Origin of the sequence: Hydrogenophaga aromaticivorans (assembly GCF_013387465.1) — a bacterium.
In the GTDB taxonomy this organism is placed as follows: Bacteria; Pseudomonadota; Gammaproteobacteria; order Burkholderiales; family Burkholderiaceae_C; genus Hydrogenophaga; species Hydrogenophaga aromaticivorans.
In genome coordinates, this window is the sequence record NZ_VYGV01000012.1 from 107,974 (window position 1) to 120,068 (window position 12,095).

Consider the following 12,095-nt stretch of genomic DNA (forward strand, 5'->3'; position numbering starts at 1 on the left):
CACTGGGCACCGCGACGGATTCAGCGCAGCGGCGCCGGCCACTTCTGGGCCTTGTCCTTCCACTGCGCGTGGCACGACACACAGGAAACCTGCAACTGGGACAGCGCGCCGGTGGCGGCCATCCAGTCTCGGCTGCGGGTGGCCTTGAGGATGTCTTTGGTGTTCTCGTCGAGCACCTTGTCGTAGGTCACCAGGGCCTGCTTGAAGCCGGCCTGGTCTTCGGGCTTCATGATGGCCCAGGGTGAGTGGTTGGGCGCCGGGTGGGTGAAGATGAAATTGGCGCCCTGCTCGACCATCTCGCGGTTGTGGGTCAGCACGCCTTCCTGCATCATGCCGATGGACTTGCCCATCAGGGTCATGAGTTCCTTGTAGGTCATCTCGGCCTTGCGCATGCCGGCGACGAGGTTTTCGGCGGTTTCCTGGGCCTGCAGGGGCAGGGGCAGCAAGGCGGCGACGAGCAAGGCGGTGGCGATCTTTTTCATGTGAGGCTCCGTGGGTGGGTGGATGGAATGACCCGATGCTAGGCTGCCGACCCGGCGCCCGTGTGTCTGCCCACCCCCTGTTTGGTGAGCCTGCATGACAGGGGCGCGCTTGACATGCTGTGTTACCAAGATCCCGCCCTGGCCGGCGGCGGCGGCGCGAAGATCGGCCATCGCAACCCGGGAACCCACACCATGAACCGCTTCCGCTACGCCACCTCGCAGATCGCCGTGCACTGGCTGGCCGCCGCCCTGATCGTTTTCCTGCTGGTCACCGGCACCTTCGTGCTGGCCGAGATGCCCAACACCGCCGACAAGACCGGCAACTTCCGCATGCACATGATCCTCGGCGCCCTGGCCGCCGTGCTGGTGGTGGTGCGCGTGCTGCTGCGCCGCGTTAAGCCCCGGCCGCCGGCCGTCGTCGCCGAAAAATGGGCGCACTTGGGCCACATGGGGCTGAATGTCCTGGTGCTGTTGCTCGCCATGAGCGGCGTGGCGCTGTCGCTTCAAAGCGGTGTGCTGGCCGCGGTGCTGGGCTCGGCGCCCCTGCCCGAGTCGCTGGACGGCTGGACGCTGCGCAAGGTGCACGGCCTGCTCACGCGCCTGCTGATGGCGCTGGTGGCGGTGCACGTGCTGGCCGCTCTGTACCATCAATGGGTCGTCAAGGACGGGCTGCTGCTGCGCATGCGCCCTGGCAAACATCAGGCATGAAAACAAACCTCTCGCCATGACCCTCACATCCAAAACCAAAACCCTGCTCGTGGCCCTGGCGGTCTTCGTGGGCCTTGCCGCTGCCTTCGGCTACTGGCGCTTCGGCCGTTCGGTCGAAGTGGCGGTGGCCACCGCAAGCCAGGGCGCCGTGCCCTTGCGGGTGCTGGGGCCGGGCACGCTGCAGGCGCGCACGGCGGTGTCGCTGGCTTCGCGCGTCAACGCCACGGTGGTGGAGGTGCTGGTGGACGTGGGACACAGCGTGCGCAAGGGCCAGTTGCTGGTCACGCTCGACGACCGCGAGTCGTCCGCGCGGCTCGCTGCGGTCCAAGGGCAGCAGACCGCCGTCTCGCGCAACATCGAATCGGCGCGGGCCACCGTGGCCAAGGCCCAGGCCGAACTGGAGCTGGCGCAGTCCAAGCAACGGCGCGACGCCGAGCTGCAGAAGCAAGGATTCGTCTCACAAGCGGTGGTGGACAGCAGCACCGCAGCCCTGCGCAGCGCACGGGCCGGCGTCGATGCCGCCCGGGCCAGCCTGGCCGCGCGCGAGGCCGACGCCACGACCGTGGCCCAGGAGGCGCGCGCGGCCGGCGTCTCGCTGACCTACACGCGCCTGCTGGCCCCGATCGACGGCATGGTGATCCAGCGCCAGGCCGAACCGGGCAGCACCGTGCTGACCGGCTCACCGATCCTGAAACTGGTGGACCCGGCCACGCTGTGGGTGGCCATGCGGGTGGACGAGTCGGTGCTGGGCCAGTTGCGGATCGGGCAGCGGGCACAGATTCGCATGCGCAGCGGCGAAACGCTGGGCGGCCAGGTGGCGCGCATCGGGCGCCAGAGCGACGCCGCCACGCGAGAACTGGACGTGCACCTGGCGCTGGACACGCCGCCGCAGCAGTTTGCGATCGATCAGGAGGCCGAGGTGAGCATCGCCACCGGCGAGCAGACCGGCATCGTGGTGCCGCTGACGGCGCTGACCAAGGACCGCGCCGGCCAGCCCGGGGTGCTGGTGGTGGAAGACGGGCGCACACAGTTTCGCGCCGTCACCACCAGCGGAGCCGACGAGCGGCTGGTGCGAGTGGCGGCGGGCCTGACCGGGGGCGAGACGGTGGTGAGCAACGCCGCCGGGGTGCGCGCCAACCAGTCGGTGCGCGTGGCCCAGCCCCGCTGATCCGGGCAAGGCGAGCAACACACCATGGACCTGGCACTCAAGGACATCCGCCGGCATCTGGGCAAGTTCGTGGCCACCATCGCCGGCGTGGCGATGCTGCTGGCCATCGTGCTGGTGATGAACGGCATCTACCGCGGCAACATCGAGGACGGCGTCTGGCTGATCGACAACATGGGCACCGACCTCTGGGTGGTCGAGCGGGGCCGCGGGGGGCCGTTCAACGAGCCTTCGCGCATGCCGGCGGACAGCTACAAGAGCGTGGCGGCCACGCCCGGTGTGGTGCGCGCCAGCCCGATCATGTTGTACACGGCGCAGCGCGACATCGGCGGGCGCTCCCAGCAGTTCACCGTCATCGGCTACGACGTGTTCGGCGGTGACGGCGGCCCGGGGCGCCTGGTGGAGGGCCGAACCCTCACGGCCCCCCGCTACGAGATGGTGGCCGACCGCAAGACCGGCCTGACGCTGGGCAGCCGGGTGCCGCTGGGCGGCGACACCTACACCGTGGTCGGCCTGACCAAGGGCGCGGTGGACTCCGGTGGCAACCCGCTGGTCTACCTGTCGTTGCCGGACGCGCAGAAGGTGCAGTACGAACAGGACGACCGCGCCCTGACCGCCGCCCGCGCGGCCAGCCTGCAGCGCCTGCTGCGCGCGGGCTACAGCGAGGAACAGGCCACCCGCCTGCTGCCGCTGCTCTCGGCCAGCTCGACCAACACCAACGCCGTGCTGGTGAAGCTGGCGCCGCAGGCCGACCCGCAGGCGGTGGCGCAGCACATCCGGGACTGGCTGTACTTCAACGTCTACACCACCGACGAGGAGCGCACGCTGATGATCGAAGGCAAGCTCAGCCGCATGTCCGCCGTGTTGGGGCTGTTCCGTGCGCTGCTGATCCTGGTGTCGATCGTGATCATGGCGCTCATCGTGTACGTGTTGACGATCGAGAAGATCAAGTCCATCGCCACGCTCAAGCTGATCGGCGCACCCAACCGCGTCATCGTGCAGCTGATCCTGACGCAGTCGATGCTGCTGACGCTGGCGAGCTTTCTGCTGGCTTACGGTCTGCGCGAAGCGATCGCGCCCCGTTTTCCGCGCACCCTGGGGTTCACCACGGTGGAAACCGGCGTGACCTTTGCGGTGATGCTGGTCGGCGGCCTGGTGGCCAGCTTCATGGCGATCTGGCATGCGCTGCGCACGCCGCCACAACTGGCACTGGGGGGCTGAGATGGCGGTCGTGGAACTCACCAACGTGTCGCAGACCTTCGGCGAAGGCGAGCTGGCGGTGCACGCGCTCAAGCCCACCAGCCTGAGCGTGGAGCCCGGCGAGCTGGTGGCCCTGCTGGGACCCAGCGGCTCGGGTAAGAGCACCTTGCTGCTGGCGATCAGCCTGATCCAGCCGCCCACCACCGGGCGCATCGTCATCGACGGCCAGACCCTGTACGACAACGGACCGACCGGGGTCGACGAACGCGCGTTCCGGCTGCGCAAGATCGGCTTCATCTTCCAGCAACACAACCTGATCCCGTTTCTGACGGCGCAGGAAAACGTGGCCCTGATGCTGCAGCTCAACGGCGCGAGCCGCCGCGAGGCCGGCCGCCGCGCCAAGGACCTGCTGGACTACCTGGAGATGGGCCACCGCGCCGATTCGCTGCCGGCCCGGTTGTCGGGTGGCGAGCAGCAGCGTGTGGCGATTGGCCGCGCCCTGGCCAACGAACCAGCCCTGATCCTGGCCGACGAGCCCACCGCCGCGCTGGACACCGAGCGCGGCACCAAGGTCATGGGCCTGCTGCGAAAGATCGCGCAGGAGCGGGGGTCGGCGGTGATCACCGTCACCCACGACCACCGCATGATCGAGGGCTTCGACACGGTCTATCACATGGACGACGGGCGCATGGCCCGCGTGGACCGGACCGATCCGCAGACCGCCGTCGCCCACGCCTGATCGCCCGGACATGAGCGCCTCCCCCGAACACCTGCTGGTCGTCGACGATGACCGCGAAATCCGCCGCCTGATCGAGGAGTACCTGACCCAGGCCGGTTACCGCGTTTCCACCGCGGCCGACGGCAAGGCGATGCGGCGCCTGATGGAGCAGCACTGCTTCGACCTGGTGGTGCTGGACCTGATGCTGCCCGGCGAAGACGGCCTGAGCCTGTGCCGCGATCTGCGCAGTCGCTCGAACATTCCCGTCCTCATGCTCACGGCGCGCGGCGCCGAGATCGACCGCATCGTGGGCCTGGAAATGGGCGCCGACGACTACCTGGCCAAGCCCTTCAATCCGCGCGAGTTGCTGGCGCGCATCCGCAGCATCCTGCGCCGCGCGCACGCGTTGCCGCCGAACCTGGTGCCCGAAGAGGTGGCGGTGTTCCGCTTCGCGGGCTGGACGCTGGAGGTCGCTTCGCGCAACGTGACGGCGCCCGACGGGCTGGTGGTGCCGCTCTCGGGTGCCGAATTCCGGTTGCTGCGCGTGCTGCTGGAACACCCGCACCGCGTGTTTTCGCGCGACCAGTTGCTGGAGCTGACCAACGGCCGCGAAGCCATTCTGTTTGACCGCAGCATCGACGTGCTGGTGGGGAGGCTGCGCAAGCGCCTGCGCGACGACGGCAAGGAACCTGCCCTGATTAAGACCGTGCGCGGCGAAGGCTACGTGCTGGCGGCCAGCGTGGAGGCGCTGTGAAGCTCTGGCCGCAGTCGCTGTTTGGCCGCCTGCTGCTGCTCATGAGCGCCGGGCTGCTGATGGCGCAGCTCGCGGGCTCAATGCTCCAGTCGTGGGACCGGCAGCGCACGCTGAGCCACACCGTCAGCCACGAACTGGCGCAACGCATCGCGGCCATCTATCGGGTGATCGAGGTTCAGGCCGGCCCGCAGCGGCAGGCCATGGCCACTCTGTTATCCACCCCCAGCCTGCAGATTCACATCGTCGATTCGGCACCGCCAGTGACCGTGACGGGGCCGTCGATGCTCGACAACCTGCCCGGCCACATCACCGAAGTGCTCGGTCAGCGCGCCGAGGTCCGCACCAGCGAGTTGCCGAGGCTGGGGCGGTTCGCGTTCAAGCTGCACCTGCGGCTGTCGTCGGGCGAATGGCTGCGCCTGAACGGCAGCGCGCCGGAGGGGGTGTTTGCGCTGCCCTGGAACCTGCTGTTCAACCTGGGGCTGATGCTGGTGGCGGTGGTGCTGCTGGTGGCCATGGCCGCGCGCAGCACGGTGCGCCCCCTGACCGAGCTGGCCCGGGCGGCGCACGGCCTGTCGCGGAATCTGCGTAGCCCGCCGGTGCCGGAGACCGGCCCCACCGAGGTGCGCGAGGCGGCGCAGGCGTTCAACGCCATGCAGTCGCGCATCCGCAACGGGATTGAAGAGCGCGAACGCTTTCTGGCCGCGGTCTCGCACGACCTCAAGACGCCGCTGACGCGCATGCGCCTGCGCACCGAGATGATGGCCGACCCGCAGTTGCGCGCGCAGCTCCAGTCCGACACCGACGACATGCTGCAACTTCTCGACGGCACGCTGGATTTCTTGCGCGGCAAGGCGGTGGAAGAACCCTTGCAGCGTGTCGATCTGGTGGCGCTAGTGGAAAGCCTGGTCGAGGACTACCAGAGCCTGGGCACAGTCACGCTGCAGGCCCCGGACGCGCTACAGTGGTCGTGCCGGCCCAAGGCGCTCAAGCGTGCGTTGACCAACCTGATCGACAACGCACTCAAGTACGGCGGCCAGGCCCACATGGTGCTCGCCACCGGGCCGTCAGGCGTGGAGGTGCTGGTGCAGGACAAGGGGCCGGGCTTGCCCGAGGACGAGCTGCAAAAAGTCTTCGAACCCTTTTACCGCGTCGAGCACTCGCGCAACCGCGACACCGGGGGCGCGGGGCTCGGTCTGGCCATCGTGCGCCAGATTGCCAGGAGCCACGGAGGAGACGTCGATCTGAGTAATCGGGCTGAAGGCGGGCTTCAGGCACGACTGTCGATGGTGTCCAAATAAGAGTCAATCGCTGGTCAACTTCGGTACTAAAAGCGGCCGTCTGACCTTCGTCAAGCAACGTCACTCGTACGTCCGCTGCCAGGCTCAGACCGCAAGGTCTCGGTTCAAAGCTCACGGACGGCAATCGCTGCACCGCTGACCTTGAAAAATCGAAGGTCGTTGAAGGCTGGTTGCAACCCATCAGGTTTTGGGAATGAAAAGCAACAGATCCTTATACCAGACATCGGACTAGTTAGGCCATGGAAAGTTGCTGTGCTCAGGAATCCGACGGTCACGGACGGACGGGTTCGTGGGCCTGCACAATCAGTTCAACAACCTGCAGTTCTTACCTTCCTATCCTGAAGGCATTGTGCTGCAGAACGCGTGGCCACCATCCGACTACTGGGTTCGCGAGGTGCTGCCGTAACCCTTGACAAGGCGTGGCGCCATTTCTGGGAAAAGCACGCCTATTACCGCGTCATAGCGCGCGGACCGCAGGTGTGTCTCGTCGCCAGCGTTTACCTTGTCGATGACGCCTTGCCGCCAGGAGGCATAGCGCTCGGCTTGCCTGGGCGCGAAATGGGCCTCCAATCCATAGGCCTTGACGGCCATGAGGTACAGCGTGTGCCACTGCTGGTAGCCGGGCGTGCTTTGCATGATCGCATTGAGCACTTGGTAACCGGTGTTGAGTGCATAGCCGATACCCCGGTTGTGCTGAATCGACAGAAGTCGCGAGATGATGCCTGCACCCCCAACCATCTCCGGGTCGGCGGCGCCCGGGTAGCCGTGCGCCGCCAGGGCCTCTGCGGCCTCCATGAGTTGCAGCCAGGGCTCGCTGTCCTTCCCCAGTAGCTCGGGTTCCGGGTCCGGACCTCGATATGCCCGCCGGGCTTTGTCGATACGGGTGTTGGCGTCGTGAAATTCCGTGGCTGCGGCCAGATAGATCCTGGCCCACTCCGACGCCGGTGTTGCAAGCAGCCGAGGACGCCTCAGTTCGGCTAGGCGCTCTTGAAACCGAACCGAGACCGGATGTTGGTCCAATTCCGTTTCGAGGAGTTGGCGGCGCAGCCCTAGGACCGGGTGATGAACCCAGCGCTTGCCGAAGGTTTCCTCCAATACCAAGTGGCGCAGGCCTTCCCGGGTCACCCGGCCGCCGAGAGAGCCTATATCGATTTCAAGCGTCGGCATGTTGAGTGCCTGGATGCGGCGCAGCTTCTCCTGTTCAATGCCGTGGGTCACAGTGACCTCGATCAGCAAGGTCCGGGGCCAGCGCTGGCTGCTGTGTATGTCTTCCACCAACTCTTCGAAGTCTTCATCGAGCCAGGTTCCGGTGGCACCGAAGATAAAAGGCCGAGGCTCGCGGAGGGTGCAGATGACGTCGGGGACGATGCTGCCCTGGTGCTGCTCCAACTGGGTCTTTTCCAGCGACAGCGCCGTGGATGCTGCCCGCCACTCAATGCGAAGCGTGTTGTCCTCCCATTCGCCGCTGAACTCGTCCGGGGCATCGCGGGTAATTTTGACTTCAAGGTCGGGCGTTGCAATTTGCGAAGCCTGTTCCAGGATCGCCTTGACTTCGCTGTGCAACAGCGTCTCGCGGCGCCATTGCTGGGCAACGGATGGCGCCAGGTCGGGGGGCAGATGCTGCCGGAACTGTACTTCTTCTGCTTCCTCCCAGGCGTCCATGGCCTCGCGCGCGACCTGCTGGGCCTGCGCATTCGCGGCCAATTGCAAAGCCTGGTCGTCCCAATGCGCGCACCAGCGAATGTCCGGAAGCAGACGCAGCCGCACACGGATCTCGTCGGGCGACATCATCGCAATGGCGGGATCGGAAAGGAATAGCGTGACGATGGCCAATCCCTGGCCATCGCTGCCGGCAACGCGTTGCCCCGTGAGGTCAACCAGAAATTCGCGACCATCGTCCAGCGTCAACAGCGCCGTGGCGTGGTCGTGGAGTATTGCGCGGGTGATGGATACTCGTTCTGCGGGCTTCTCGGCCCAGCCTTCATAGCCGTGGCCGCTGAAGCCGATGGCGTTGGCGGACATCCTGCGTCTCGGAAGTTCGATGAAGCCCCGCTCCTGCAGGTGCCGAATCGCGGCCAGTCGCGCGGCAACGAGGGTGCAGTCAGCCTTCTGGGCCCCCTTGGGATGGCGGAAGTGCGCGGTGGGGTTCCTGCGCAACGGTTGCCCTGCTAACACCGGCGTCAGCGACAGGTTGCAGGCCGGGCATTGGCATTCGGCGATTCCGTCGATGACCCCAGGGTCATGGATGTAGCACGGCTCACCGGTGCGCGCGTCGTGCGCCCATTTCAGGGGCACGGTGTCGGAATTGAGCGTGGGACGCGTCGGTGCGGTACGGGTGTCCACCTGCCAGATGCTCGATTCGTGCGCCATTGCCGCCTTTGCGTTGCTGATACATCACTTGGCACCTTCGCGCTCGCGTTGACGCAAACGCTTCACATAGGGGCCGTCAACCATGCTATCCGCGTCAAGATCGAGCGCACAGTTCACCAGGATGGCGAACGTGCTGTCGCTGATCTGCAGCTCGTAGGGAAGGTGGCCGAAACTCCGGGCGCTGTTCTCTTCGATGCTCGCGAATAGTGCTTTGAAGACATCAGCCAGAGAAGCCCGGGACGCTGCTGTTGCCGCCTCCGTCAAAGGATCGGACGCCTGCGCAACCGCCATCGCAGCATCACGAGCCAGTTCGCGGGCGAAGTCGCTCAGCCTGGGCCAGTACTTGAGGTCGAACTGTCTACGCAGATTTTCGAGGCGCTCTTTCACATGGTGTTTGAACCCGTAGTTCTCTTGGGACGATGCCTGGATCACGTCGCAGACGTGGTAATACGTATCCGTCCTGAAGCCTGACGTGTTGCCGAGATCCGAGCGCTGCTGCAGCAGTTCGGCCAGTTCGGTGGCCTGCTTGGCAATTTGCTGGTTTACCTTGATGAGTTCACTCCGCGCATTGCGCGCCTCCGCGATTTTCTCGGGATTCCAAAGCGCCGCCGCTGTCAAAACCAGACCTAAAAATGTCTTCATGGCGTGTGGGTGCTGGTGTAGCTTGCTGTGCAACTCCTCATAGGCTGGGGTCATTTCCAGGCCTCTGGCCAGAAGGCAATCCGCCACGGCGCTTTCACTGGGCAGGATGTGGTGTTCGGCGTTGTAGCGCTTTTCCTCCATGAGAAGGCTTTCGCAGACTTTCTTGGAAGAGGCAGGTATATGGAGTGTCATGGTTTGTCTTGGCTGATGGACACGCTATGCAGCATAGTGAGCCGCTCGGGTTCTGTCGGTACCTCAAGTGCTGAAGCGAAGTCTCGTTTTAGGTACCACGCTTTTCAAGGTGATAGCTTGTCCTCGGCCTCTTGACGAAGTGCGGTCGAACTGTCGTGCGCGCAATGCATTGCGCCACCTGCGGGGTTTCGCGCCTGTCGGGCTTCCATCATTCCCTCGTCCCGCTCGGCTGACGCCTCCAACCAGGCTTACAGATTCGGGCCTGCGCGCCTGGGCTTGCCGTTCGGTCGGCGTGAACGGCGGACTTTGTCTATGCATCTATCTTTCCGGACTCCATTTCTTCGCTCGCGGCTGTGGCCCACGGCCAAGGGTTATTCAAGCGCAGGGTCGGGTCTTGTCGTAAGTGATTCAGCGCCTTCAAAGTCTCGATAGGTCCTACATCACTTCACGCGGGGACTGGCCGTATAGCCTCGTACAGCAGCCACTCAGGCGAGCGCCAGTCCCAACCCGAGAGCCGCGACCGAGGCAGTCAGTGCGAGTATGCGAGGCTGCACCCAACGGCAGTGCCCATGCAGTAACCCACCCCCAGCATGCGCACCATCAGTTCAGGATCAATCGACGGTCGGCCAGTGTGGCTGTAGAACGGGGCCAGGTGTTGGCGCAGTTCACCGAGATCAAGGAAGCGATCAATCCCGCGCAGCAAGTGATCGCGCGGAATGTGATCAGTGAGGTTGAAAGCGTAGAAGAGCTGATCCTGCGAAGCCGTCTGATCCATCATGGTGTGCACTTCCGTCGATGACGAACTGCATGCAAACCACGGGCCAGAAACGGGCTTCGGCGGAGTTTTTCAACAAAATTCAACGTTTGCTGCCGGTGGCTAGCATGAGACCACCATGACGGTGCCGTTGGCCCAATGGAGCCGCTGCCATTTCTGTACAGTGTCCTGCCGTTCCAGCGCGCACGCCGTGATCAGCGATGGCTGCTGCACCCTGGTCCCCACTGCTCAGAATCCAAGCCGGACTAGCAGGCGGTCAGAGTTGATCCAGTCAGGTCCCAAAAAGAAAAGACAGCGGCTAAACCATCCCAAAATCATTGACAAGTAAATGAGCCCAAGTTCTGAGCAGCCTACGCAACCAGCGGTGACGGCTTGCCCAAATGCAGCGAGCAAGAGGACCAGGCTGCAGATCGCGGCGGCATGATGACCAAGGGAAGCGGCTGCTGCAACCAATGTGTTCGGCGCCCGCCGTACACCAAGCCCGTTGGACCTTACAACCGCCAGCGAGCAAAACGCCTTGCGAAGTGACTTCTGTGGTACCCCACCCATGAGCAGTTCGCGCCGGATCTGGGTTCTTTTGGCCAATGGAGGGGCTTTTCCGTCGAACTCGATGGTTGCCACTTCTGCTTCGAGCGCATTGAGCAACGGGTCATCCGGCGTTGAAAGTCGCGGCGAGCGGGCATTGAGCTGACGTCGCAGGCGAGCGATACGTCTACGACGCAGAGGGCTGACAAACAGTCCACTCGGCATCGGACACAGCCGCGCGTAATAGCTTGGTTGGCTTAGCAGGAACGCACGCGCTTCCATGGACGTGCAGCCGATGGTTTGAGAGAGCTGCTCGCCTTCCTCTTCGAGTTGATCCTCAAGCGCGGTCTGTCTTTCAGCTCCGGCCATAGGACGCCCACGCCTGGGAGATCACCTCGTTGGCCTCGTGGTCCGAAACAGGCATTGAACCACTGGAAGCCCGTTCCAAAAGGTGGCGATAGAGCTGGGACACCATTTGCCAGCGGTACCTTGCAGGACACAGCGGGGCGACGCGAAGACAAAAAAACTCGACGCTTTCGTACGCTTGTTGTAGAGCCGTCCAGTTGACGTCTTGCCCAGGTTTGGAAATCTCCTCAAATTCTGCTTTGTCATGTCCAAAGAGGATGAACGGAATATCGATCCCGGCGGACTCGATTCCGCGCAAATACTGGGTCGTTGGTTCCGTCACACCCGTCTCATAGCTCACCTGCGTAGCCCTTGAGATATCACCAAAAGCAGCCAGGTCCACTTGTTTGAGGCCCAAACGCGTACGGGCCTCTCTCAGCCGATCAGATACGCCGGCGGCAAGGGAAAAAAACGTAGAAAGTTTTGACAAGTCAAGAAAACCTTACTTAAAATGACGATCAACTGGAAAACATTGTGAAAACCTCCCCCGAGACTGTCAAGCTGCAGTTCGAGCTCCATGGGCTCTCGATCCGGGAATGGGCCCAAGCGCAGGGCTTCTCCGAGCGATTGGTGTATGCCGTCTTGTCTGGCAAGAGCAAGGGTATGCGCGGCGAGAGTTTTCGGATTGCTGTTGCCTTGGGCCTCAGACACGAACCGCGCATTGAAGATGCTCCCACCTTTGTCAAGGACGCGCTGCTCCAGCGCGCGGAGCTGACGCAACATAACCACAGGGAGGTTCCTATGACATAAAAAAAGCCGATCAACCTTTCGATTGACCGGCCCGAGTGCTGATAAAAAATCAGCTAGCACCGTCAGTTTCCTCCAGCACTCCCCGGTTGTCAAGAAAATTTTCCATCCTGA

12 protein-coding genes and 1 pseudogene are annotated in these 12,095 nt (G+C 64.0%); 7 read left to right on the plus strand and 6 right to left on the minus strand.

Annotated features, from left to right (window positions below; all coding sequences use genetic code 11):
- Positions 1–20: 20 nt before the first annotated feature.
- A complete protein-coding gene (locus F3K02_RS13895; RefSeq protein ID WP_177136215.1) occupies positions 21–482 on the minus strand; it encodes a hypothetical protein in 462 nt (153 codons plus the stop codon).
- 114 nt (positions 483–596) lie between these two features.
- Here F3K02_RS13895 and F3K02_RS13900 point away from each other — a divergent pair, with 114 nt between their 5' ends.
- From F3K02_RS13900 to F3K02_RS27895, 6 genes are read left to right on the plus strand one after another with little or no spacing between them, the layout of a single operon-like run.
- Positions 597–1,190 carry a cytochrome b gene (locus F3K02_RS13900; RefSeq protein WP_177136216.1) on the plus strand — a complete coding sequence of 198 codons (594 nt, stop codon included), beginning with the start codon at positions 597–599 and terminating at the stop codon, positions 1,188–1,190.
- A gap of 16 nt (positions 1,191–1,206) precedes the next feature.
- Positions 1,207–2,358: an efflux RND transporter periplasmic adaptor subunit gene (locus F3K02_RS13905; protein WP_177136217.1), complete on the plus strand. Its 1,152-nt coding sequence runs from the start codon at positions 1,207–1,209 to the stop codon at positions 2,356–2,358.
- A 24-nt stretch (positions 2,359–2,382) separates the two neighbouring features.
- On the plus strand, positions 2,383–3,576 hold the full coding sequence (locus F3K02_RS13910) for an ABC transporter permease (protein ID WP_177136218.1): 1,194 nt from the start codon (positions 2,383–2,385) through the stop codon (positions 3,574–3,576).
- 10 nt (positions 3,577–3,586) lie between these two features.
- Positions 3,587–4,294: an ABC transporter ATP-binding protein gene (locus F3K02_RS13915; RefSeq protein ID WP_343067090.1), complete on the plus strand. Its 708-nt coding sequence runs from the start codon at positions 3,587–3,589 to the stop codon at positions 4,292–4,294.
- Between the two features lie 10 nt (positions 4,295–4,304).
- On the plus strand, positions 4,305–5,027 hold the full coding sequence (locus F3K02_RS13920; RefSeq protein ID WP_177136220.1) for a response regulator: 723 nt from the start codon (positions 4,305–4,307) through the stop codon (positions 5,025–5,027).
- Positions 5,024–6,325 (plus strand): ATP-binding protein, encoded by a 1,302-nt coding sequence (locus tag F3K02_RS27895; protein ID WP_177136221.1) that lies wholly within the window; start codon positions 5,024–5,026, stop codon positions 6,323–6,325. The genes F3K02_RS13920 and F3K02_RS27895 overlap by 4 nt, the downstream gene beginning before the upstream one ends.
- Positions 6,326–6,703: 378 nt before the next feature.
- On the opposite strand, the gene F3K02_RS13930 is transcribed toward F3K02_RS27895, so the two are convergent.
- The 5 genes and pseudogenes from F3K02_RS13930 to F3K02_RS13950 all read right to left on the minus strand — a co-directional run bounded on the left by F3K02_RS13930 (position 6,704) and on the right by F3K02_RS13950 (position 11,664).
- Complete coding sequence (locus F3K02_RS13930) at positions 6,704–8,695, minus strand: hypothetical protein (RefSeq protein ID WP_177136222.1); 1,992 nt, start codon at positions 8,693–8,695, stop codon at positions 6,704–6,706.
- 24 nt (positions 8,696–8,719) lie between these two features.
- Positions 8,720–9,478, minus strand: coding sequence for a hypothetical protein (locus F3K02_RS13935; protein ID WP_246309471.1), 759 nt, complete (start codon positions 9,476–9,478; stop codon positions 8,720–8,722).
- A gap of 616 nt (positions 9,479–10,094) precedes the next feature.
- Positions 10,095–10,307 (minus strand): annotated as a pseudogene (locus F3K02_RS13940) (transposase); the annotation flags it as partial.
- Positions 10,308–10,532: 225 nt separating this feature from the next.
- Complete coding sequence (locus F3K02_RS13945; RefSeq protein ID WP_177136224.1) at positions 10,533–11,198, minus strand: hypothetical protein; 666 nt, start codon at positions 11,196–11,198, stop codon at positions 10,533–10,535.
- The gene (locus F3K02_RS13950) at positions 11,185–11,664 is read right to left on the minus strand and encodes a helix-turn-helix domain-containing protein (protein ID WP_177136225.1); all 480 of its coding nucleotides are present in this window, start codon (positions 11,662–11,664) and stop codon (positions 11,185–11,187) included. Before F3K02_RS13950 ends, F3K02_RS13945 begins: the two co-directional genes overlap by 14 nt.
- 44 nt (positions 11,665–11,708) lie before the next feature.
- Here F3K02_RS13950 and F3K02_RS13955 point away from each other — a divergent pair, with 44 nt between their 5' ends.
- Positions 11,709–11,984: a DNA-binding protein gene (locus tag F3K02_RS13955; protein ID WP_226463362.1), complete on the plus strand. Its 276-nt coding sequence runs from the start codon at positions 11,709–11,711 to the stop codon at positions 11,982–11,984.
- Positions 11,985–12,095 lie beyond the last annotated feature (111 nt).

Coding starts and splice junctions, on each gene's coding strand:
- F3K02_RS13935 (WP_246309471.1), bottom strand. CDS start 9,478: ATGGAGGAAAAGCGCTACAACGCCGAACACCACATCCTGCCCAGTGAA.
- F3K02_RS13905 (WP_177136217.1), top strand. CDS start 1,207: ATGACCCTCACATCCAAAACCAAAACCCTGCTCGTGGCCCTGGCGGTC.
- F3K02_RS13930 (WP_177136222.1), bottom strand. CDS start 8,695: ATGGCGCACGAATCGAGCATCTGGCAGGTGGACACCCGTACCGCACCG.
- F3K02_RS13895 (WP_177136215.1), bottom strand. CDS start 482: ATGAAAAAGATCGCCACCGCCTTGCTCGTCGCCGCCTTGCTGCCCCTG.
- F3K02_RS13945 (WP_177136224.1), bottom strand. CDS start 11,198: ATGGCCGGAGCTGAAAGACAGACCGCGCTTGAGGATCAACTCGAAGAG.
- F3K02_RS13920 (WP_177136220.1), top strand. CDS start 4,305: ATGAGCGCCTCCCCCGAACACCTGCTGGTCGTCGACGATGACCGCGAA.
- F3K02_RS13910 (WP_177136218.1), top strand. CDS start 2,383: ATGGACCTGGCACTCAAGGACATCCGCCGGCATCTGGGCAAGTTCGTG.
- F3K02_RS13900 (WP_177136216.1), top strand. CDS start 597: ATGCTGTGTTACCAAGATCCCGCCCTGGCCGGCGGCGGCGGCGCGAAG.